Here is a 20,829-nt window from a genome sequence, read left to right on the forward strand (position 1 = left end):
GCCCGGTATCAGCCGGATCGGGTGCAGTGCGCGGCCACCGGACGACCGGCGAACCGATCATCGATCCAGGAGTTCGCGCCGGGGATGCCGCTGAGGCCGACCAGGAAGTGTTCGCCGAGATAGACCTGGAAATCCACCGGCGTTCCGGCGCCGCACCAGTCGGCGTAGAGGTTTTCCGCGCCGGCCAGCGGCACCCACGGGTCGTGCGTGGCGTGATAGAGGAAGACCGGTACCGTCGGCGCGCTCGCGCCCAGCCGATTGGCGGCCAGGATCTCCTTGACCATCGGCAGCTCGGTGGGCGCCGCGGCCTGGGTGAGCGCCTGCACCGGGATCGGCGCGACGACACCGGCGAATTCCTCCGCGGTCATGCACAGATCCTTGCCGATCTGGGCCAGTCGCCAGCCGTTGTCGTTCATCAGGTCGAGCAGCTCGGGGTATTCGCGCGCCAACCCGAGCGTCGCGGCCAAGAAGACCCCGGAGGCGGCGTTGCGGCCGTTCATGGTGGACAGCAGCATGCCGAAGTCGGCGGGGACGCCGCCGAACGCCGCGCCCACCAGGTTCAGCTCGGGCGCGTACTCCGGCGCCAGCTGGGCGGCCCATCCGCTGGCGATCGCGCCACCGGAATATCCGGTGACCACGGTCGGCGCGTCCGGGCGCAAACCGAGGTCAGGCGTTCCCACCACGGCCCGGATCGAGTCGAGCACCGCGTGCCCGGCCATCAGTCCCGCCCCGTATGCCTGCCGCGGGCCCTGATGGTCCGGGATGAGCACCGCGTAGCCCTTGGCCAGCGGGATCTGGGCGGCCCACAACTTGGCCGACAGCTCGGTCCTGAGCTCATAGGAAGGTGCGCACCGATGCCCCAGCGAGTCGATCGCGGCGTTGAACGACAGCACCGGGCGTGGACCGGGCCCGGTCCACGGCGCGCGCGGCACGAGCAATGTCGCCACCACCGGCACCGGACGACCCTTGGCATCGGTGGACCGGATCAGCAGTTCGGTCGACTGCAACGGGAAGACGGTCAGACCGGTGCCTCCGGGGCGGGACGCGAGAATCGTTCCCGGAGGCAGGGTCTCGAATTCCGGCGGCGGCGTGTAGAACGGATCGTTCAGCGGCGTCGGCAGAATTCCCGAGTATTCGCGGGACGGCGTGAGGAACTGCTCGATCGGATTCGCCTGTGCGGGCGTACCGACCGCGCTCACCGCCAAGGCGGCGAGCAGCGCCACCATCAGCCGGACATACCGCCCGCACAGCAAAATTCGCATAATCCCACCCGCCCGCCGATTCCTTGTCCGGAAGTACGAACCGGCCGGACCATGTGCATTGTGGCGGCCATCCGGAACCTTGCGCTGCCCATACTTACAGTGGCTCGACGCGCTCCGCACGCCCGACACGCGCCCGGCGCGGGAGCGAGCGCGCTTCACATCGCTGCGCCTATTACGGCAGCAACGCGCGGACGGTGTCGATGGTGTCCGCTTCGGCGGGTTCTTTGTCCGGGCGGTAGCGCACCACGCGGGCGAAACGCAAGGCGACGCCGCCGGGATAGCGCGGGCTGACCTGTACGCCGTCCAAAGCGATTTCGACGACGAGCGCAGGCCGCAGATACACGGTGTGCTGATCGCGGGAGCGTTCGTGACGCGGGAATTCGGCCGTCTGCCATTGCAGCAGCGCGTCGGTGAGGCCCTTGAAGGTCTTGCCGACCATGACCGGCTCGCCGGTCTCCGGGTCCCGCGCGCCCAGGTGCAGGTTCGACAGGTAGCCCGTGCGGCGCCCGTAACCCCACTCCGCCCCGAGCACGATCAGATCGAGGGTGTGCGTCGGCTTGATCTTCTGCCAGGCCCTGCCCCGTCTGCCCGCGGCATACGGCGCGGTCAGCGACTTGATCATGACGCCCTCGTGCCCCGCGGCCAGCGCGCCGTCGAAGTATTCGGCGGCCGTCTCGGCGTCCGGCCGCAGCAGCGCGGGAATGGCGTGTTCGCCTGCCACCTTCGTCAGCGCGGCGCGCCGCTCGGACAGCGGAGCGTCGAGCAGGTCCCGGCCGTCCAGGTGCAGGCAGTCGAAGAAGTACGGGTGCAGCAGCAGTTCCCGGGTGGAGCTCACCTCGGCGAAGCGGCTCATGGTCTCCTGGAACGGGCGCGGGCGCCCGGAGTCGGTGAGCGCCAGCGTCTCCCCGTCCAGCACGACGCTCGTGCAGTCCAGGGCCGCGACCAGCTCGACGAGTTCCGGGACGCCCTCGGTGATCTCGCGCAGCGTCCTGGTGAACACCCGGATCCGGTCACCGTCCCGGTGCACCTGGATGCGGGCGCCGTCCAGCTTGTGCTCGACGCTCACCTCGCCCTCGAACTCGATGAGCGCCTCGTCCAGCGTCGCACCGGGTGAGGCGAGCATGGGCTGGATCGGACGGCCGACTTCGAGCCGGAACTCCGCGAGCGCGGGAGCGCCGCCGGTCAGAGCCGCGACGGCGGTGACCGGCAACCGGCCCGACAACATGTACGCCCGGCGCACCAGATCCGCCGGCACGCCCGCGGCGACCGCCACGGCTTCGGCGACCACGGCGGTGAGTGCGCCCTGACGCAATTCGCCGGTGAGCAGGCGCACCAAGAAGTTCTGCTCCTGCGCCGTCGCCGCGGACCACAGCGCCGCGAGCAGTTCCTTGCGCCGGGCCGCGGAACCGGCGCCGGAGGTACCGGCCAGATCACTCAGCGCGGCGTGCACCGCCGGAACCGACAGCGTCGCCACCGGCGCGGGCGCGCTGTCGAGCGCGGTGAGCGTGCGCCACCCCGTGCCGATCCGCCCCTGCGGTAGCTCACCGGACGCCCACGCGACCACCGGGGCGAGCTCCTCGGGCGCGGCCGAGGTCAGCAGTTGCGCCAACGTGGCGATTTTCGTCTTGCGTGACCTGGTCGCGCGCACGGTCTCCGAGGCCACGACGACATCCGAGAACAACACCCTGCCGACGGTAGCCGCCGGGTACGACACCGTGGCGGAACCGAGTGTTAATCGCCGATTGGCACAGATGTGAAAGCGCCCATAAACTGGACGCATGGCCAAGACCTACGTCGGCGCTCGGTTGCGTCAGCTGCGAACCGAACGCGGGCTGAGCCAGGTCTCCCTGGCCCAGCAGCTGGAGATCTCGGCGAGCTATCTCAACCAGATCGAGCACGACGTGCGCCCGCTCACCGTCCCGGTGCTGCTGAAGATCAGCGACGTGTTCGGCGTCGACGCCACCTTCTTCTCTGCCCAGGACGACACTCGCCTCATCGCCGAACTCCAAGAGGTGGTGATGGACCAGGAGCTGGGCATCGAGGCCGACGCCCAGGAGATCGCCGACATGGTCTCGGCGCACCCGAGCATGGCCCGCGCGCTGGTCAACATGCACAACCGCTACCGCAATACCTCCGCGCAGCTGGCCGCGGCCACCGAGGACCGGTTCGCCGACAGCGCGGGCAGCGGGGCGATCAGCAAGCCGCACGAGGAAGTGCGCGACTACTTCTACCAGCGGCAGAACTACATCCACGAGCTGGACACGGCCGCCGAGGACCTCACCGCGCGCATCCGTTTCCACGGCGGCGACGTGAACAGCGAGGTCGCCAGGATGCTGCGGTCGCACGACGTGCGGATCACCGAGCGCATCGACCTCGGCGAGGGCGTGCTGCACCGTTACGACCCGCTGACCCGGAACCTGGAGATCGCCCCGCATCTGTCCGGCGGGCAGCGGACCTTCAAGCTGGCCGCCGAGCTGGCCTACTTCGAGTGCGGCGAGCTGCTGGAAAAGCTGGTCGAGGAGGGGAATTTCGCGTCCGAGGACGCGCGCAAGCTGGCCATGCTCGGCCTGGCCAACTACTTCGCCGCCGCGACGGTGCTGCCGTACACGCATTTCCACGAGGTCGCCGAGGACTTCCGCTACGACATCGAACGGCTGTCGGCGTTCTTCACCCAGAGCTACGAGACCATTTGCCACCGGCTGTCCACGCTGCAACGACCGTCACTGCGCGGCGTTCCGTTCTCGTTCGTGCGGGTGGACCGGGCGGGCAACATGTCGAAGCGCCAGTCCGCCACCGGTTTCCACTTCTCGGCCAGCGGCGGGACGTGTCCGCTGTGGAATGTCTACGAGACCTTCGCCTATCCCGGCAAGATCATGACCCAGATCGCGCAGATGCCCGACGGCCGCAAATACCTGTGGGTGGCTCGCACGGTGGAACGTCGCGCCACCCGCTTCGGACAGCCGAGCAAGACGTTCGCCATCGGTCTCGGGTGCGAACTGCGGCACGCGGCCCGCGTGATCTACGCCGACGGCATCGATCTCGACGAAGTGCAGCCGACGCCGATCGGTGCGGGCTGCCGGGTCTGCGAACGCGCCAACTGCCCCCAGCGCGCCTTCCCGCCCTTGGGCAAGGTGCTCGACATCAGCGAACACCGCAGCTCCGTGTCGCCGTACGTGCTGAAGTAGTCGCACGGACGGTTCGCGCCCCAGCATCCTGGCCGACGGCTGACCAGAACGGCCGGCCGGTATCGGTGTACCGATACCGGCCGGAGGTCGTGTCGGTCAGGCGGCTTGCGCCCCTCGCTGCATCCGGAGACCGGCCACCGTCATCCCCAGCGCGGCAACCAGCAACAGCGCGAGTATCCAAGCGAGAGTCGCGAAGCCGTGCGGCGCCGCGGCGGCGGCGACCAGCGGGCCGATGGTCGCGCCCACATAGAAGCTGAACATGGCGACCGACATGGCGGCGGCGCGCGATTCGCCGCCCAGTTCGCCCGCGCTCTGCAGCACGGCCGGAGCGATGATGCCGAGCCCGCCGACCAGAACGGCGAGCAGGACGGCCAGCACGGCCGGGTGGGTTCCCTCGAAGGTGGCGATCACCATCGCCGTCGCGGCTATCAGCACGCCCAGCACGATCTGACCGTGCTTGGACAGCCGGGCCAGTGGCACCGCGAGCAGCGGAAGCGCGAACATCACCGGCAGCGCGCCCGCACGCAGCGCGAGCAGTTCGCCCGAACCGCGCACCACCCCGGTCAGTTCGAGGCCGGTGTACACCCCGACCATGACCGCCATGCTCATCGCGCCCGCGATCAGCATCGGCAGCAGCGCCCGGATGCGCAGCACCGCGGGAATCGCGGCGTAGCTGTGCCGCAGCGGCTGGTCCCGACCGGTGGGCGTGTCCGACAGCAGCGCGGAGCGCAGCACCAGCGCGAGCACGGCGAAGACGATCGCGGAAGCGACGAATACGGTGCGCCACGGGAACGCGCCGACCATCCACTGCGAAACGATCTGCGCGATCACTGTCGCCGCGAGGAACGACGTGGCCACCGACATCGTGGCCACGGCCCGGTGCGCAGGGGTGATGCGGGTGGCCACGTAGGCCATGATCGCGGGCGGGATGGAGCCGACCACCAGGCCTTGGGCGACCCGGAGGGCGATGGCCAGCGGCGCACTGAACGCCAAACCGGTCAATAGTGTGACCACGGAGGCCACCAGCATCCCGGTGACCAGCACCCGGCGGTGACCGTAGCGATCCGACAGCGGCCCGAACAGGACGAAGCCGCCGGCGTAGCCGAAGGCGAACGCGCTGATGATCCAGGTCATCGCGGCCGAACCGACGCCCCAATCGGCCTGCATGGCGGTGAAAAGCGGGATCGGAACGTACATCTGGCCGGTGGCCAGCAGCGCGGAGAGAACGAAGAAGGGCAGGGTGCGCCCGGTGTGAGCACGCGAAGAGGTGTCCCGGGTGCGCGTCCGGGCCGGAGCCGCGGACTGGAAGGTGGGCATTGCCATGGATCGAAGGTAGGCCCGCAGCGGTCCGATTGTCAACCAAATAGTTGGTTTAATGGAATGGTAAAGTGTTCGCCATGACGGCCACGATGAAACGCAGTGACGCGACCAGGCAGGCTCTGTTGCGCGCCGCCCGCGACGAATTCGCCCGGTACGGGCTGGCCGGCGCGCGGGTCGACCGGATCGCCGAGGCGGCGGGCGTCAACAAGGAGCGCATCTACGGCCTGTTCGGCAGCAAGGACAAGCTGTTCGACGTCATCCTGATCGACACGCTGCGCGAGTTCATCGACGTGGTGAAACCGCTGGCCGACACCGAACCGGGGGCCTACGTCGGCAAGCTGTTCGACTACCACCGGGACAACCCGCAACTGTTGCGGTTGATGCTCTGGGAGGCGCTGCACCGCGGCGCGGACGCGCACGACATCGACGGCTGGCGCGCCGCGCACTACGTGCGCAAATCCGACCGCGCCCAAGAGCAGTTCGACGTGGACTCCGCGGACGCGGGCCGCCTGCTGCTGGCGCTGTGCGGCCTGGCCAACTGGTCGCACGCCGTTCCGCAGACCACCAGGCTGCTGCTCGGCGAGGCCGCCGCCGAGGACAAGAACGCCACCCGCGCGTTCCTGATGGAGTTCGCCAGGGCGGCGATGCGGCGCGACACGGCCCCCGGCGAGCCGCAAGCATGCCTTCCGGAAGTCGAACTGGTCAATGATTTGACCGCCACCGACCAGCAGTCCGAGGTGGACCGGGCCGCTCAGCGACTCCGCGACGCCCAGGCCGCCGCCGAAGCCGCCCGCACAGAACTCGCCACCGCCCTCCGAGCAGCCCACACCGCGGGCGCGAGCGCCAACCAGCTCGCCAGGCAGGTATCCGGCACGCTGTCGCGACCAGTGGTACTCAAACTGCTGTCCGATCCCGATAGCTGACGCAGCGTCCGATAGCTGACGCGGCGTCTGCTTCCGGGCGTCGCACAGCTAGAGCGACGCCTCGTCCAGATTCATGATGTCGTTGTCGAGCGCGGCGATGATCCCGCGCACCGCGGTGAGGTTCGGTAGCACGTTTTTGGCGAAGAAGCTTGCGGCGGCGACCTTTCCGGCGTAGAAGGGGCGATCCTTCTCCGGGGCGTCGGTGGCCAGTGCGGCGGCGGCGATCTCCGCCTGCACCAGCAGCCGCCAGCCGATGAGCAGGTCGCCTACCGCGAGCAGGAAGCGCACCGAACCGAGGCCGATCTTGTAGAGCTCGGCGGGCGTCTGCTGGGCGGCCATCAGGAAGCCGGTGAGCGTGGCCGCCATGGCCTGCACGTCCTCCGCCGCCGTGCGCAGCAGTTCGCGCTCGGTGGCGAAACGACCGGTCTTCGCGTCCAGGAACGCCGCGATCCGAGCGTTGACATGGCCCAGCGCCACACCTTTGTCGCGGATGATCTTGCGGAAGAAGAAGTCCTGTGCCTGGATGGCGGTGGTGCCCTCGTAGAGCGAGTCGATCTTCGCGTCGCGGATGTACTGCTCGATCGGGTAGTCCTGCAGGAAGCCGGAACCGCCCAGGGTCTGCAGCGACTCGGTCAGGTATTGGTAGGCCCGCTCCGAGCCGACACCCTTGACGATCGGCAGCAGCAGATCGTCCACTCGATGCGCCAGATCAGGGTCGGCGCCCGAAACGAGCTGGGCCACATCGGCGTTCTGATGCGCGGCGGTGTACAGGTACACCGCGCGCAGACCCTCCGCGTACGCCTTCTGCATGGCCAGCGAACGACGAACGTCGGGATGCTGCGTGATGGGGACGCGGGGCGCGGCCTTGTCGGTCATCCTGGTCAGGTCGGCGCCCTGGACCCGCTCCTTGGCGAACTCCAGCGCGTTGAGATACCCGGTCGACAGGGTGCCCGAGGATTTGACGCCGACCATCATGCGCGCGTTCTCGATCACCTGGAACATCTGCGCGATGCCGTTGTGCACCTCGCCGACCAGCCAGCCCTTGGCGGGGACGCCGTGGCCGCCGAAGGTCAGCTCGCAGGTGGGCGAGGACTTCAGGCCCATCTTGTGCTCGACGCCGGTGACGTACACGCCGTTGCGCTCGCCGAGTTCCAAGGTCTCGGGATCGAAGAGGAATTTCGGCACGTAGAACAGCGACAGGCCCTTGGTGCCCGGTCCTGCGCCCTCGGGCCGGGCCAGCACCAGATGGAAGACGTTCTCGGCGGTGTCACCGACCTCGGCCCCGGAGATGAACCGCTTGACGCCTTCGATGTGCCAGGAGCCGTCTTCTTGGCGGATCGCCTTGGTGCGCCCTGCGCCCACGTCGGAGCCGGCATCCGGCTCGGTGAGCACCATGGTGCCCTGCCAGCCCTTCTCGAAGCCCAGCGTGGCCCAGTGCCGCTGCTGCTCGGTGCCGACGTTGTACAGCACTGACGCCATCACCGGCCCCATGTTGAAGAACGACGCCGACGGATTGGCGCAGGTGATCATCTCGGCGACCGCCCACACCACTACGGCGGGCGCCGGGGTGCCGCCCATGCCCTCCGGCATGCCGAGCCTGCTCCACTCCGCCTCGCGCACGGCGGCGACCGTCCTACGGAGCGGCTCCGGAACAGCGATCGAGAACGTGGTCGCGTCGTAGACCACCGGATCGCGATCGGCCGCCGCGAAGGAGTCCGCCACCGGGCCCTCGGCCAGGCGCTTCACTTCGGACAGGATCTCCCGGACGGTGCCGGAATCGAGATCGCCGTAAGCGCCCGTATCGAGGAGCTTGTCCAGCTCGAGCACCTCGAACAGGTTGAACTCGATATCCCTCAGGTTCGCCTTGTAGTGGCCCACCGGGTCCTCCTCGACTCGAGTCCGCGGCCCGCCGCCGCGGCATAGGACGGTTCAGGCGTCGTACGAATCGAAGCGTGCCGCATCGCGGCGACGCTACGCAACCGTAGCCACATCCGCCCCGGCCAGCGGGTTTGCCACAACCTCACAACTGTTCACCGTCCGTTTACGGAAAAGGTTCACACAAGCGAAACAGACGAAACGGACTTGTCATCGAGAGATATTCCGGCGCAACAACTTCTGTCTACCGTTCGCATCACGAATACAGCCGTTGTATACAGCCCCGTCTACAGCCGTGACCGGGGCGAAGACGGCGATATTCGATGCGGCGCCCAGCCGACGCCGCCGCAACACCTGATGAGGAGAGGGTTCGCCCCATGCCAGATTCCCGTGCCACCCATCGCTCCAGGCGCTTGATCCGAGCGGTGGCGGCGCCCACCGCGATCGCGCTCGCCGGCCTGTTGCTGACCGCATGTGGCGCCAAGGACGACGCCTCGACCACCGGATCCGCCGCCGCCTCCTGCGTCGACACGTCGAAGGACACGATCAAGATCGGTTCACTGCACTCGCTGTCCGGCACGATGGCCATCTCCGAGGTGACCGTCGCCAACTCGACCAAGCTGGCCGTCGACCAGATCAACGCCGCGGGCGGCGTGCTCGGCAAGAAGATCGATCTGGTGCTCGAGGACGGCGCCTCGGACCCGAAGACCTTCGCGGAGAAGGCGGAGAAGCTGATCAGCTCCGACTGCGTCGCCGCGGTGTTCGGCGGCTGGACCTCGTCGAGCCGCAAGGCGATGAAGCCGAAGTTCGAGAGCCTGAACTCACTGCTCTACTACCCGGTGCAGTACGAGGGCCTGGAGGACAGCAAGAACATCTTCTACACCGGCGCGACCACCAACCAGCAGATCGTCCCGGCGCTGGACTACCTCAAGCAGAAGGGCATCACCTCCCTCTACCTGGTCGGCAGCGACTACGTCTTCCCGCAGACCGCCAATCGCGAGATCAAGGCGTACGCCGCCGCCAACGGCATCGAGATCAAGGGCGAGGACTACACCCCGCTCGGGTCCACCGACTTCTCCACCATCGTGAACAAGGTCCGCACCGCCAAGGCGGGCGCGGTGTTCAACACCCTCAACGGCGACTCCAACGTCGCGTTCTTCCGCGAGTACAGCAACGCGGGCCTGAAGGCCACCGAGATGCCGGTGGTTTCGGTGTCCATCGCCGAGGAGGAGGTCGCGGGCATCGGCGCCCAGCACATCGCCGGGCAGCTCACCGCGTGGAACTACTACCAGACCGTGGACAACCCGGTGAACAGGAAGTTCGTCGCCGACTACAAGGCCGCCTTCGGCGCCGACAAACCGACCTCGGACCCGATGGAGGCGGCGTACGCGTCGGTCTACCTGTGGAAGAACACCGTCGAGAAGGCGAAGTCCTTCAAGGTGGAGGACATCCAGGCCGCCGCCGACGGCGTCAGCTTCGACGCGCCCGAGGGCCTGGTCACCATCGACGGCTCCAACCACCACATCACCAAGACCGCCCGGATCGGCGAGATCCGTCCCGACGGGCTCATCTACTCCGTATGGGACTCCGGCAAGGCCGTGACGCCGGACCCCTACCTGAAGTCCTACGACTGGGCCAAGGGCCTGAAGTAGTCCGCCGCTGTCCGCGGCCCAGCTACGGGTGTCCACCCAACGACACAGTCGCAACGGCGGTCCCCGAAGTGAGTAATGAGGGGGGCCGCGGACAGCAACGGACCAGCAGGCAACTCGGTCACGGCGCCACCGCTCGTTCAGCGTGCCGCAGACCCTGGCGAAACCCGGCTCACGCCCAGAGTGGCCGCCGAACGAACACACGGCGGCCACACCGAGCGCCCCGAACGCTCGGCACGACAGAACCCGACAACCACAACTCGACTCGAGGGGGCCGCAAAGAACCACGCACGAACACGGCCAAGCGAACCATCAGGCCACACGCACGAGCCCCCGTGCCCACCGAAACCCAGGTTTCGAGCGAAGCCAGACCGAGCATGCGCCGTTCGAGCCTCACAGGGGTCGCGAACACGCCGCGCTCGACCCGACGATCAGCCGCTCCAAGCCACCCGCACTATGTCCAGTGCTCGAAGACCAACGCGCCCGGCGCACCCCAACCCCAGGTTTCGAGCGAAGCGAGACCGAGCATGCGCCGTTCGCGGCCCGGCTCGCGTCCGAGTGGCCGACGCGTCCGCGACGAAGGAGCAAGCGGCGGTCGCTCGGACGCGAGCCACAAGGGGGCCGCGAACACGCCGCGCGAAGGCGCGGCAATTAGATACAGGAGCCTTCTCCATGGAAGTTGTGATCGGACAGCTCTTCACCGGGCTGAGTCTGGGATCGATTCTCTTGCTCGCCGCGCTCGGGCTCTCGCTGACCTTCGGTCAGATGGGCGTGATCAACATGGCGCACGGCGAGTTCATCATGGCCGGTTGCTACACGACCTACGTTGTGCAGAAGGTCATCTCGTCGGCGGGCGTCTCGCTCGTGGTCTCCCTGCTGATCGGTTTCCTCGTCGGCGGCCTGCTCGGCGCCGCGTTGGAGATGGGCCTGATCCGGTGGATGTACGACCGGCCGCTGGACACCCTGCTGGTCACCTTCGGTGTCGGGCTGGTGCTGCAGCAGCTGGCCCGCGACATGTTCGGCGCGCCGGCCAAGAACGTCATCGCGCCGGAGTGGCTCAGTGGCGGCGTCACGATCCTGGGCGCGGTGGTGCCGAAGACGCGCATCTTCATCCTCGTCCTGGCGGTCGTCGCGGTGAGCGCGCTGGCCGCGGTGCTCAAGGCGACTCCGCTCGGTCGCCGCATCCGTGCGGTGGTGCAGAACCGCGGATTGGCCGAAACCTCGGGCGTGTCCAGCCGTTTCACCGACATCGGCACGTTCTTCATCGGCTCGGGCCTGGCGGGCGTGGCAGGCGTCGCGCTCACCCTGATCGGCTCGACCAGCCCGACCATCGGGCAGAGCTACCTGATCGACGCGTTCCTCGTGGTGGTCATCGGCGGGCTCGGCCAGATCAAGGGCACCGTGATCGCGGCGTTCGCGCTCGGCCTGCTCAATTCCTACATCGAATACTCGACCACCGCGTCCATCGCGAAGGTCATCGTCTTCGTCGTCATCGTGATCTTCCTGCAGGTCCGTCCGCAGGGTCTGTTCACCGTCCGGACAAGGAGCCTGGCATGACCACGCTCGTACAACGGTGGCGCGCGCACGCATCGGTCGGCGCGCCGGCCGGATTCGCCGTCGCCGCCGTGCTGTTGTTCGCGGTCGCGCCCGCCGTGCTCAGCGATTTCCGGCTCAACCTGCTGGCGAAGTTCCTGTGCTTCGCGATCGTCGCGGTGGGCATCGGATTGGCCTGGGGCCGGGGCGGGATGCTCACCCTCGGTCAAGGCGTGTTCTTCGGGATCGGCGCCTACATCATGGCCATGCACCTACAGATGGCCGACGCCGCCCGGCTCGGCAACGACGTGCCGGAGTTCATGGAGATCGCGGGCATCCGCGAATTGCCGTCGTTCTGGACGCCTTTCGCGTCGGCTCCGGTGGCACTGCTGGGCATCCTGGTGCTGCCCGCGCTGATCGCCGCCGCGCTCGGCTACGGGGTGTTCAAGCGGCGCGTGAAGGGCGCCTACTTCGCCATCCTCAGCCAAGCGCTGGCCGCCGCGCTGGCCATTCTGCTCACCGGCCAGCAGGCCATCGGCGGCTTCACCGGCCTGTCGGACTTCCGCGCCTTCTTCGGCTTCAAACTGTCCGACCCGGTCAACCGGCGCATGCTGTTCTTCATCGCCGCGGGCACGTTGCTGGTGGTGGTCGCGTTGGTGCGGCAATTGATGCACAGCAGGTACGGCGAACTGCTCGTGGCGGTGCGCGACCAGGAGGAGCGGGTGCGCTTCCTCGGATACGACCCGGCGAACGTGAAGATCGTCGCCTACGTGGTGGCCGCCTTCTTCGCGGGCATCGCCGGTGCGCTGTTCACCCCGATCGTGGGCATCATCTCCCCCGCCGACATCGGCGTGGTTCCGTCCATCGCGTTCCTGATCGGCGTCGCGATCGGCGGCCGGACCACCCTGCTCGGGCCGGTGCTCGGCGCGATCGGCGTTGCCTGGGCGCAGACGGCTTTCTCCGAGGAATTCCCCTCGGGGTGGACGTATTTGCAAGGCGTGCTGTTCATCGTGGTGGTCGGTTTCGTCCCGGCGGGGCTGGCCGGGCTGTGGCCACTGGTGAAGGGCCTGCGGGACAACCGGTTGCGGCGTCCCGCCGCGCCCGCGGCCGTGGTGGCCGAGGCGCTGCCGGAACCCGCGACGGAGAAGGTGGAATCGCGATGACCGAGACGACGCACGAACCGAAGCTCGGCGGCAATGCCGGAATGTCCAGCGAGTACCTCGAGATCCGCGGTCTGTCGGTGAGTTTCGACGGTTTCAAGGCCGTCACCGAGGTGGATCTGACGGTGTTGCAGGGCGATCTGCGCTTCCTCATCGGTCCCAACGGCGCAGGCAAGACCACCCTCATCGACGCGATCACCGGGCTGGTCCCGGCGACCGGGTCGGCGCAGAAGACCGGCGTGGAGCTGCTCGGCAAGAAGGTGCACCAGATCGCCCGGCTCGGCGTCGGACGAACGTTCCAGACCGCGAGCGTGTTCGAGCAACTCAGCGTGCTGCAGAACCTCGACATCGCCGCGGGCGCGGGCCGCTCGGCGCTCACCATGCTGCGCCGCCGCCGATCGGTGCTGCCCGCGATCGAGGAAGCGTTGGAGATCACCGGTCTGGCCGAGCTTCGCGACCAGCCCGCCGGGGTGCTCGCGCACGGACAGAAGCAGTGGCTCGAGATCGGCATGCTGCTGGTGCAGAACGCGTCGGTGCTGCTGTTGGACGAGCCGGTGGCCGGAATGAGCGCCGAGGAGCGCGAGGAGACCGGGAACCTGTTGCGCCGCATCGGCGGCGACCGGGTGGTCGTGGTGGTCGAGCACGACATGGACTTCATGCGCGCCTTCGCCAGCTCGGTCACCGTCCTCGCGGGCGGCAAGGTGCTCAGTGAGGGGACCGTCGAACAGGTGCAGGCGGACCCGAAAGTTCAGGAGGTCTATCTCGGCACCGCCGCGGCCGTCGGCACCGAGCTGGAGGACGCCACGACCGCGCCGAGCCCGGAGTCACCCCAGAAAGGGGACAGTGATGCTTGAACTCACCGATATCCACTCCGGTTACGGCCGCACCGAGGTGATCCACGGCGTCTCGGTGACCGTCCCGGACGACAGCGTGGTCGCCGTCATGGGACACAACGGCGCCGGGAAGACCACGCTGCTGCGCACCGCCGTCGGACTGATCGGCACGAAGTCGGGACGGATCGCGTTCGACGGCGAGACCATCACCAAACTGTCGCCGTCGCGGCGGGTGCGCCGCGGGATCGCGTATGTACCGCAGGGACAGCAGAGTTTTCCGCAACTGACCACAGCGGAGAATTTGCAGGTGGTCGCGGACGGCCGTAAACGCGGCAAGGCGCTGCTCGATGAATCGCTCGATCTGTTCCCCGCGCTGCGCGAGTTGCTCGGCCGCAAAGCGGGCCTGCTGTCCGGCGGTCAGCGCCAGCAGCTCGCCATCGCGCGGGCGCTGATCACCGAGCCGAAACTGCTCATCCTCGATGAGCCGACCGAGGGCATCCAGCCGTCGGTGGTCGCCGAGATCGAACGCACCATCATCGATCTCACCCGGCGCGGCGGACTGAGCGTGCTGCTGGTCGAACAGCACATCGGCTTCGCCTTGCAGGCGGCGCAGCACTACTACGTGCTGCGATCCGGCCGAGTGAGCTCCTCGGGCGCGGGTGGCGCGGGCGCCGAGAGCGACGTCCGCTCGGCGATGGCGATCTGAGCGCCGCCATGACCCGCAACAGGGGTCGGATTCCGTTGCGCGAGCAGGTGTACGACTCCTTGCGCCGGGATCTGGCCACCGGAGCCATCGTGCCGACCGAACGGCTCGGCGAAGAACGCCTCGCCGAGGCTTACGGTGTCTCGCGTACCCCGGTGCGTGAGGCGCTGGCCCGATTGCAGGCGGACGGGTTGGTCGAACGGCTCTCCGACGGGCTCTACCCGTACCGTCCCAGGCTGGACGAACTCGATCACCTCTACGAGTTGCGGCTCGTGCTGGAGGCCAGGGGCATGCAGCGGGTGGGCCCGGCCGGCGAGGCGCCCGCGCACGATCTGGATCTCGTGGGCGCCGAACTCGAAGCCTGGCGCGCATTGCGGGACGACCCGCCCGAGCCGGGCCCCGCGCTGGTGGCCGCAGACGAACGGTTCCACACCACCTTGCTCACGGCCGCCGGCAACGCCGCACTCGCCGAGGCGCTCACCGCCGTGCACATCCGGGTTCGCCCGGTGCGCACGCTGGACATGCCGACCCCGGAGCGGATCGCCAGGATGACCGCCGAGCACATCGCGGTCGCCGAGCACCTGATGTCCGGTGCGGTGGACGCGGCGTCGGCCACGCTCACCGCCCATATCGACACGTCGCGAACGCATGTGCTGGCCCGCGCCCAGCACGCGCTGCGCCTGACCAAATTGGGCAGCGCCGTGCGGGATTGACGGGTCAGCAGTTCTGCTGGAACGGATAGCAGTCGGTGGGCCGGTACACGGGCGGCGACGGGGTCACGCTGGTCGTCGGATCGGTCGCCGGCCCCGGCTGCGCCGAGTCGTGCGCCAGCGCGGTGGCGATCACGCCGAGCACGAACAGGATCCCGATCACGCCGATCACGACGACGGACCAACCCGCGTAGGCCTGGCTCTTCGTCGCGGCGCCCGGCGTCGGCTCGACCCGCGGCTTGGGTGTGCGCGGGATGGTCGTGACCGGCTCCGGCGCGTTCTCCTCGAAGCCCGCTTCGAGCAGTTCGGCGCGGGACGGGGCGAGCTGCGCCAAACCGAGCGCGCCGCACGCCCCGATCACCCGGTCCGCGGTCCAGTTGCGCGGCCCCGCGGAGAAGCCCTCCAGGTAGATGCGCAGCTCGGTCGCGTCGGTGACGTTGCCGACGACGACGTCCAAGCCCGGTCGCAGATTCGTGCGCGCCGGGCGCACCACCGCGCCGCGGAACGGGACGAGCACGACGGCGCCACTGATGTGTCCCGGGTCCTGCAGCGCCCGCTGGAGCATGTGCTTGACCGCGTACATGCCGTGTTCCACGCGGTCGGCGGGGCTCCCGGATTCCGGATCGTCCAGTTCCACCGGCGCGTCGCTGATCTTCCACGGCCCTTCGGCCGGTGTGCTCAGAATGCCGCTCTGCCTGCGCTGGAACCCGTGCACCTCCAGCACGGTCAGGCCACGTGGCGTCCACACCACCGCGTCGACGCGCCGGTTGTCGGCCTCGAGATCGATCACGGCGAGGCCGGTCGTCGGATACGACCGCAGGCACGCGACGAATTCCTGCTCAGCGCCGGAAAGCTCCGCTCCGGGCCTGATCCTCACCAGCATCTGTTCCCCTGCCGACCTGTTGTCCACACCTGTCGCCGCGAAAGCCCACTGCGGCTGCGGCCACCCGCACCGGTACTGATGATGACGGGGTACCCGGCCGAAAACCACTCCGAAAACAAAAGAATGGTGGCCGCTGCGCGGGATACTGCCAAGTAGGCTTTTCTCTCGGTCGGCACCGACGCCGGCCGCACAGACCACGCGGAGGTGGCAACCAGCATGGTTTCAGCGCTGCAACCACGCATCTCACCCGGACGGCTCCGGGAACTCGGCCCGCTCAACTGGGTTGTCTGGCAGGTGCTTTCCCGTGCGGCGGGCACCGGCGACGCCCACTTGTTCAGCACGCTCGGCCGCACCCGCGGCCTGTTCCGCGGCTGGCTGCACTACTCGGGCAAGCTCATGCCCGGCGGGCGGCTGCCCCGCCACGAGTCCGAGCTGGTCATCATTCGCGTCGCGCATCTGCGCGACTGCGACTACGAGATGGACCACCACATCCGGCTCGGCAAGCGCGCCGGGGTGACGGCCGAGATTCTCGAGCGGGTGCGCACGGGGCCGGGAGCGGCGGGCTGGTCGGACAAACACCGCGCGCTGCTGGCCGCCGTGGATCAACTGGTGCAGAAGCGCGACCTAGACGACGACACCTGGGCGGAGCTGGCGAAGCACTACGACGAGCGCAGCCTGATCGAGATCGTCCTGCTGATCAACCAATACGACGGGCTGGCCTCCACCATCACCGCGCTGCGCATCCAGCGCGACGGCGTCTAGGCGCCGGGCCCCTCGATGCGGCGCGCCAATCCGTCCAGCACCAGCGCCAACCCGAAGTCGTAGGCGTGATCGGCGCTGTAGGCGGCGTCGTACGCCTGGCCCGCGGCCGCGCCGACGCGGGCGGCGAGCGGGTAGCGCTCGGCATCGAAGACCTGCGCCAGCACCGGTGCGGCCCGTTCCCACCACTGCCCGTCGGACATCGCGCTGTCGGACGCCGCACGCTCGCTGTCGATGGCGATGCGGGCGGCCGAGGTGACGAAGCCCAGCACGTACGTCAAGGCGGCGTCCATGGCGAGGTCGTCGAGCCCGAGGTCCGCGAAAGCACGCAACTCGTGGTCGTATTTCGCGGCCAGGCCGGGGCCCAGCGGCGGCCGGGTGGTCGGTAGATAGGCCACCCAGGGATGCCGCGCCAGCATGGCGCGGTTCTCCGCCGCGACCCGGGTGACCCGCTCGCGCCAGGGCAGACCGGTGAGGTCGGCGCGCTCCATCCGCGCGTACACCGTGTCCAGCATCAGATCGATCAGCTCGGCTTTGCCCGGCACGTAGGTGTAGGTGGCCATCGGGGTCAGGCCGAGCCGGGTGGCGACCGCGCGCATCGTGAGCGCGCCGATCCCCTCCACGTCGGCGATCTCGATCGCCGCGGTGACGACCGCCTCGACGCTGCTGCGCTGCTTCGGGCCACGGCCGGAGCCGGGCGGAATCCGCCATAGCAACTCCAGCGTGCGCACCGGATCGCCCGCACCGCTGCGTTCTTTCGGCTGTCCCACCGCCGCCTCCTCACGCCCTCGAAGCACTGATGGTATCGATGTGACCCAGCTCATAGTGCAGTCCGTCGAAAAACTCTCTACAACATACAGTGTACCTAGTACAGAGTTTCTCGCCCGAGGAGGACCATGAACATCACCGCTTCCGTCATCTCGCTCAATGTCCCCGACCCGCTCGCCTCGGCGAAGTTCCTCATCGACCACTTGGGCTTCGAGGAGAAGATGTCCGCCGACGGGTTCGTCTCGCTGGGCCGCAGCGATGCCGGACTGAACGTCGTCTACCTGCGCACCGGATTGGCGAGTTTCAAACCGAAGAGCGCGGCGGGCAGCGCGGGCGAGGGCCTGCTCGTCGCCTTCGTCGTCGATGACATCGATGCCGAATACGCCCGGCTGCAAGGCGAGGGGGTGCCGATCGTGACGCCCATCGAGACCGAAGAGTGGGGCGAGCGGTACTTCCAGATGAGCGATCCCAACGGGATCATCATCCAGCTGGTGCAGTGGGTGTGAGAACGAGCGAACGGCGCGGATCCCGGAAGGGATTCGCGCCGTTCGGTTTCGATGTCCGGCAGGCCGTCAGCCGAGCGCCGCGCGAAAGACTTCGACAGCCGAGGTAGCCGGGCGGCCGAGCAACTTCTCCAGATCCCCGGAGCGCACGTCGAGAATGCCGGTGGCGATGCCGGCATCGGCGTCGGCGAGCGCCTTCGCGTAGACCTCGGGCAGCCCCGCCTGGATCAGCGCGGCGGCGTAGTCCGCTTCCGGCAGGTCCTCGTAGCGCACCGGCTTGCCCGCGGCTTCCGAGATCGCCTGCGCCAGTTCGGCATAGGTGAGCCGTTCGCCGCCGCCCAGTTCATATACCCGGCCCGCACGACCATCGGTGATGAGCACTCGCGCGGCCGCCTCGGCATAGTCCGCGCGCGCGGCGCCCGCCACACGACCCGCGCCCGCGGCTCCGTGCAGCACGCCCGACTCCACCGCGTGCGCGAGGCCGCCCGCGTAGTTCTCCCAGTACCAGCCGTTGCGCAGCAGGACGTACGGCACCGCCGATTCGGCGAGCACCGCCTCGGTGGCCCTGTGCTCCTGCGCGAGGATCAGCGGGTTGTCGGTCGCGCTCGGAATACTGGTGTAGGCGAGCAACTCGATACCCGCGCGCTCGGCCGCGCGAATGACATTGGTGTGCTGGGCTACTCGCGCGCCGAACTCGTTGCCCGAGATCAACAACACCCGGTCGACGCCGTCGAGCGCGCGCTCCAGCGCAGCCGGGTCGCCGTAATCGGCCTGGCGGACGTCCACGCCCCCACGGTCGGCCAGGTCGGCCACCTTGCGCGGGTCACGCACGATCGCGACGACCGACGTCGTCCCCGCGCGCACCAGTTCCTCCACCACGAGTCGACCCAGCTGCCCACTGGCCCCGGTCACGGCGACGGTCATGACTACCTCCCAAAGTATGTACGAATCCACAAGCACTAACTATTCGTAAGTACTATGCATTCAGCAGCCACTGCGGTCAAGTTGGGTACGATGGCTGTCATGACCACCCAGCACACTGTCTCGGCCGAGGCCGACGACCCGACGCTGGAAGCCGACGTCTTCGCCCGTAACTGCACCTCGCGGCCGGTTCTGCAGAATGTCGCCGGTCGCTGGGGCACCCTGGCGCTGGTCGCGTTGCGCGAAGGCCCGTACCGGTTCAGCGCCCTGCGCAGGCGGGTCGACGGCGTGAGCGAGCGCATGTTGTCGCAGACCCTGCAGGCATTGGAACGCGACGGCATGGTGCATCGGGAGGTGCTGGAGACGATTCCGCCGCGGGTCGAATACACCCTCACCGAACTGGGCGCGGAGGTGGCCGCACACCTGGAGGCGCTGATCCGTCTGCTGGAGATCAACATGCCCCGTGTGCGCGAGGCGCAGGCGGCCTACCACCGCGACTGAACCGGGACCGGGAAGAGACCGGCGTCACCACGGGTTACACGGGCATGGAACTCGCCGCCGCAGTCGATTTCGCCCGCGACCACCGCAGGTCCGTGCTCACCACGATCCGCCGCAACGGACGCCCGCAACTGTCCAACGTGCTGCACGTCGTCGGCTCGGACGGCCGCATCCGCATCTCCATCACCGCCGACCGTGCGAAGTATCACAACCTCGTCCGGGATCCGTGGGCGGCGCTGCACGTCACCCGCGCGGACTTCTTCGCCTACGCCGTCCTCGAAGGCACGGTCGAACTCACCCCCGTGGCCGCCGCGCCCGACGACCCGACGGTCGACGCGCTCGTCGACTACTACCGCACCGCCACCGGCGAGCATCCCGACTGGGACGAGTACCGCAACGCGATGGTCACCGACCGCCGCGCCTTGGTGCTGTTCACACCGACCAACGCCTACGGCATGCTCCCGACCGCCGGCTGACCTCGCACAGCTGCACGGTCGCGGCACGCGGAACGAACGCCGGGCGACAACGCCCTCGCCTGGGTGGCCGGACTGCCCGGCTTTCGATCGACTCGCCGCACCGGGCGGATCAGCGCGACATCAGGTCGGAGACGGTGACGAATTCGTATCCCGCGGCCCGCAATTCGGCGACGATGCGAGGGATGGCGGCGATCGAGGGGTCGGCGTGCCCGTGCATGACGTGCAACAGGACGATCGACCCGGGGCGGACTTTGCCGAGGGTCTCGGCCACGATGTCGTCCGCGGTGGCGTCCGCCCGGCCCGAATCGGGCTCGACGTCCCACGTCACGGTGACCCGGTCGTGCTCGGCGAGATAGTGCGGCAGCGCCCACAGCTTCTTGCCGTAGGGCGGACGGAAGGTGATCGGGCCCGCGTAACCGGTTTTCCGGATTTCGGCGTCCGTGCCCTCCACTTCGTCGCGGACCGTGCCGGGCGTGACGAAGACCATCCGTCGATGCGTATAGGTGTGGTTGCCGATCTCGTGGCCCGCCGCGGCGATCGCCCTGCCGTGCTCCGGGTGCGCGGCGAGATCACGGCCGTTCAGGTAGAAGGTGGCCGGAACCTGCGCATCGGCAAGGACTTTCAGCACTTCCGGCGCCCGATCGGACGGCCCGTCGTCCAGGGTCAGCGCGACCACCCTTGCGTCGGTGTGCACCCGGCTGACCACGTGCCCGGCCAACTGGAAGGTGCGCGCTTTCATCAGGTAGAAGGTGCCCGTCCCCAGGAGCACCACCACGACGAGCACCGGCACACTTCCGATCAGCCACCTGCGAAACATGCACGCTGTATAGCAGATCGTCCGCGCCCGCGCCGACCGCCGACCGCCCTA

General features: G+C 68.4%; 20 protein-coding genes. 12 read left to right on the top strand and 8 right to left on the bottom strand.

Translation table 11 applies throughout. The features are described 5' to 3' along the window. Positions 1-8: 8 nt before the first annotated feature. Complete coding sequence (locus IU450_RS01010) at positions 9-1,262, bottom strand: lipase family protein (protein WP_195147895.1); 1,254 nt, start codon at positions 1,260-1,262, stop codon at positions 9-11. A gap of 172 nt (positions 1,263-1,434) precedes the next feature. Further along, entirely contained in the window at positions 1,435-2,946 is a 1,512-nt protein-coding gene (locus IU450_RS01015) for an ATP-dependent DNA ligase (protein ID WP_195147896.1), read from the bottom strand. Positions 2,947-3,040: 94 nt separating this feature from the next. On the opposite strand from IU450_RS01015, the gene ramB reads away from it, so the two are divergent. Continuing rightward, positions 3,041-4,447: an acetate metabolism transcriptional regulator RamB gene (gene ramB, locus IU450_RS01020; protein ID WP_195147897.1), complete on the top strand. Its 1,407-nt coding sequence runs from the start codon at positions 3,041-3,043 to the stop codon at positions 4,445-4,447. Positions 4,448-4,543: 96 nt separating this feature from the next. On the opposite strand, the gene IU450_RS01025 is transcribed toward ramB, so the two are convergent. Beyond that, on the bottom strand, positions 4,544-5,770 hold the full coding sequence (locus IU450_RS01025) for an MFS transporter (protein WP_195147898.1): 1,227 nt from the start codon (positions 5,768-5,770) through the stop codon (positions 4,544-4,546). A gap of 74 nt (positions 5,771-5,844) precedes the next feature. Here IU450_RS01025 and IU450_RS01030 point away from each other — a divergent pair, with 74 nt between their 5' ends. Next, on the top strand, positions 5,845-6,690 hold the full coding sequence (locus IU450_RS01030; RefSeq protein ID WP_228833891.1) for a TetR/AcrR family transcriptional regulator: 846 nt from the start codon (positions 5,845-5,847) through the stop codon (positions 6,688-6,690). Between the two features lie 48 nt (positions 6,691-6,738). On the opposite strand, the gene IU450_RS01035 is transcribed toward IU450_RS01030, so the two are convergent. Then, the gene (locus IU450_RS01035) at positions 6,739-8,568 is read right to left on the bottom strand and encodes an acyl-CoA dehydrogenase (protein ID WP_195147899.1); all 1,830 of its coding nucleotides are present in this window, start codon (positions 8,566-8,568) and stop codon (positions 6,739-6,741) included. A gap of 374 nt (positions 8,569-8,942) precedes the next feature. Here IU450_RS01035 and urtA point away from each other — a divergent pair, with 374 nt between their 5' ends. From urtA to IU450_RS01065, 6 genes are all read left to right on the top strand, one after another. After that, entirely contained in the window at positions 8,943-10,217 is a 1,275-nt protein-coding gene (gene urtA, locus IU450_RS01040; RefSeq protein WP_195147900.1) for an urea ABC transporter substrate-binding protein, read from the top strand. Positions 10,218-10,886: 669 nt separating this feature from the next. Then, positions 10,887-11,771, top strand: coding sequence for an urea ABC transporter permease subunit UrtB (gene urtB, locus IU450_RS01045; RefSeq protein ID WP_195147901.1), 885 nt, complete (start codon positions 10,887-10,889; stop codon positions 11,769-11,771). Continuing rightward, on the top strand, positions 11,768-12,910 hold the full coding sequence (gene urtC, locus IU450_RS01050) for an urea ABC transporter permease subunit UrtC (protein WP_195147902.1): 1,143 nt from the start codon (positions 11,768-11,770) through the stop codon (positions 12,908-12,910). Before urtB ends, urtC begins: the two co-directional genes overlap by 4 nt. After that, the gene (gene urtD, locus IU450_RS01055; protein ID WP_195147903.1) at positions 12,907-13,761 is read left to right on the top strand and encodes an urea ABC transporter ATP-binding protein UrtD; all 855 of its coding nucleotides are present in this window, start codon (positions 12,907-12,909) and stop codon (positions 13,759-13,761) included. The genes urtC and urtD overlap by 4 nt, the downstream gene beginning before the upstream one ends. Then, positions 13,754-14,446: an urea ABC transporter ATP-binding subunit UrtE gene (gene urtE, locus IU450_RS01060; RefSeq protein ID WP_195147904.1), complete on the top strand. Its 693-nt coding sequence runs from the start codon at positions 13,754-13,756 to the stop codon at positions 14,444-14,446. Before urtD ends, urtE begins: the two co-directional genes overlap by 8 nt. An 8-nt stretch (positions 14,447-14,454) precedes the next feature. Next, on the top strand, positions 14,455-15,156 hold the full coding sequence (locus IU450_RS01065; protein ID WP_195147905.1) for a GntR family transcriptional regulator: 702 nt from the start codon (positions 14,455-14,457) through the stop codon (positions 15,154-15,156). A gap of 4 nt (positions 15,157-15,160) precedes the next feature. On the opposite strand, the gene IU450_RS01070 is transcribed toward IU450_RS01065, so the two are convergent. Continuing rightward, the gene (locus IU450_RS01070; protein ID WP_195147906.1) at positions 15,161-16,036 is read right to left on the bottom strand and encodes an NERD domain-containing protein; all 876 of its coding nucleotides are present in this window, start codon (positions 16,034-16,036) and stop codon (positions 15,161-15,163) included. A 228-nt stretch (positions 16,037-16,264) separates the two neighbouring features. Between IU450_RS01070 and IU450_RS01075 the strand changes: the two genes are divergently transcribed. Beyond that, positions 16,265-16,798: a carboxymuconolactone decarboxylase family protein gene (locus tag IU450_RS01075; RefSeq protein ID WP_195148612.1), complete on the top strand. Its 534-nt coding sequence runs from the start codon at positions 16,265-16,267 to the stop codon at positions 16,796-16,798. Here IU450_RS01075 and IU450_RS01080 read toward each other — a convergent pair. After that, positions 16,795-17,565, bottom strand: a complete 771-nt coding sequence (locus IU450_RS01080) for a TetR/AcrR family transcriptional regulator (protein WP_324197488.1) — start codon at positions 17,563-17,565, stop codon at positions 16,795-16,797. The genes IU450_RS01075 and IU450_RS01080 overlap by 4 nt on opposite strands. Before the next feature lie 126 nt (positions 17,566-17,691). Here IU450_RS01080 and IU450_RS01085 point away from each other — a divergent pair, with 126 nt between their 5' ends. Beyond that, positions 17,692-18,069 (top strand): VOC family protein, encoded by a 378-nt coding sequence (locus IU450_RS01085; protein WP_195147908.1) that lies wholly within the window; start codon positions 17,692-17,694, stop codon positions 18,067-18,069. Positions 18,070-18,135: 66 nt separating this feature from the next. Here IU450_RS01085 and IU450_RS01090 read toward each other — a convergent pair whose 3' ends face one another. Beyond that, the gene (locus IU450_RS01090) at positions 18,136-18,990 is read right to left on the bottom strand and encodes an SDR family oxidoreductase (protein WP_195147909.1); all 855 of its coding nucleotides are present in this window, start codon (positions 18,988-18,990) and stop codon (positions 18,136-18,138) included. 99 nt (positions 18,991-19,089) lie between these two features. On the opposite strand from IU450_RS01090, the gene IU450_RS01095 reads away from it, so the two are divergent. Next, positions 19,090-19,488, top strand: coding sequence for a winged helix-turn-helix transcriptional regulator (locus IU450_RS01095; protein ID WP_195147910.1), 399 nt, complete (start codon positions 19,090-19,092; stop codon positions 19,486-19,488). Positions 19,489-19,532: 44 nt separating this feature from the next. After that, positions 19,533-19,961 carry a PPOX class F420-dependent oxidoreductase gene (locus tag IU450_RS01100; RefSeq protein WP_195147911.1) on the top strand — a complete coding sequence of 143 codons (429 nt, stop codon included), beginning with the start codon at positions 19,533-19,535 and terminating at the stop codon, positions 19,959-19,961. A gap of 109 nt (positions 19,962-20,070) precedes the next feature. On the opposite strand, the gene IU450_RS01105 is transcribed toward IU450_RS01100, so the two are convergent. Continuing rightward, a complete protein-coding gene (locus IU450_RS01105) occupies positions 20,071-20,778 on the bottom strand; it encodes a polysaccharide deacetylase family protein (protein WP_195066370.1) in 708 nt (235 codons plus the stop codon). Between the last annotated feature and the right edge of the window lie 51 nt (positions 20,779-20,829).

This window comes from Nocardia abscessus, assembly GCF_015477775.1.
GTDB lineage: Bacteria > Actinomycetota > Actinomycetes > Mycobacteriales > Mycobacteriaceae > Nocardia > Nocardia abscessus_A.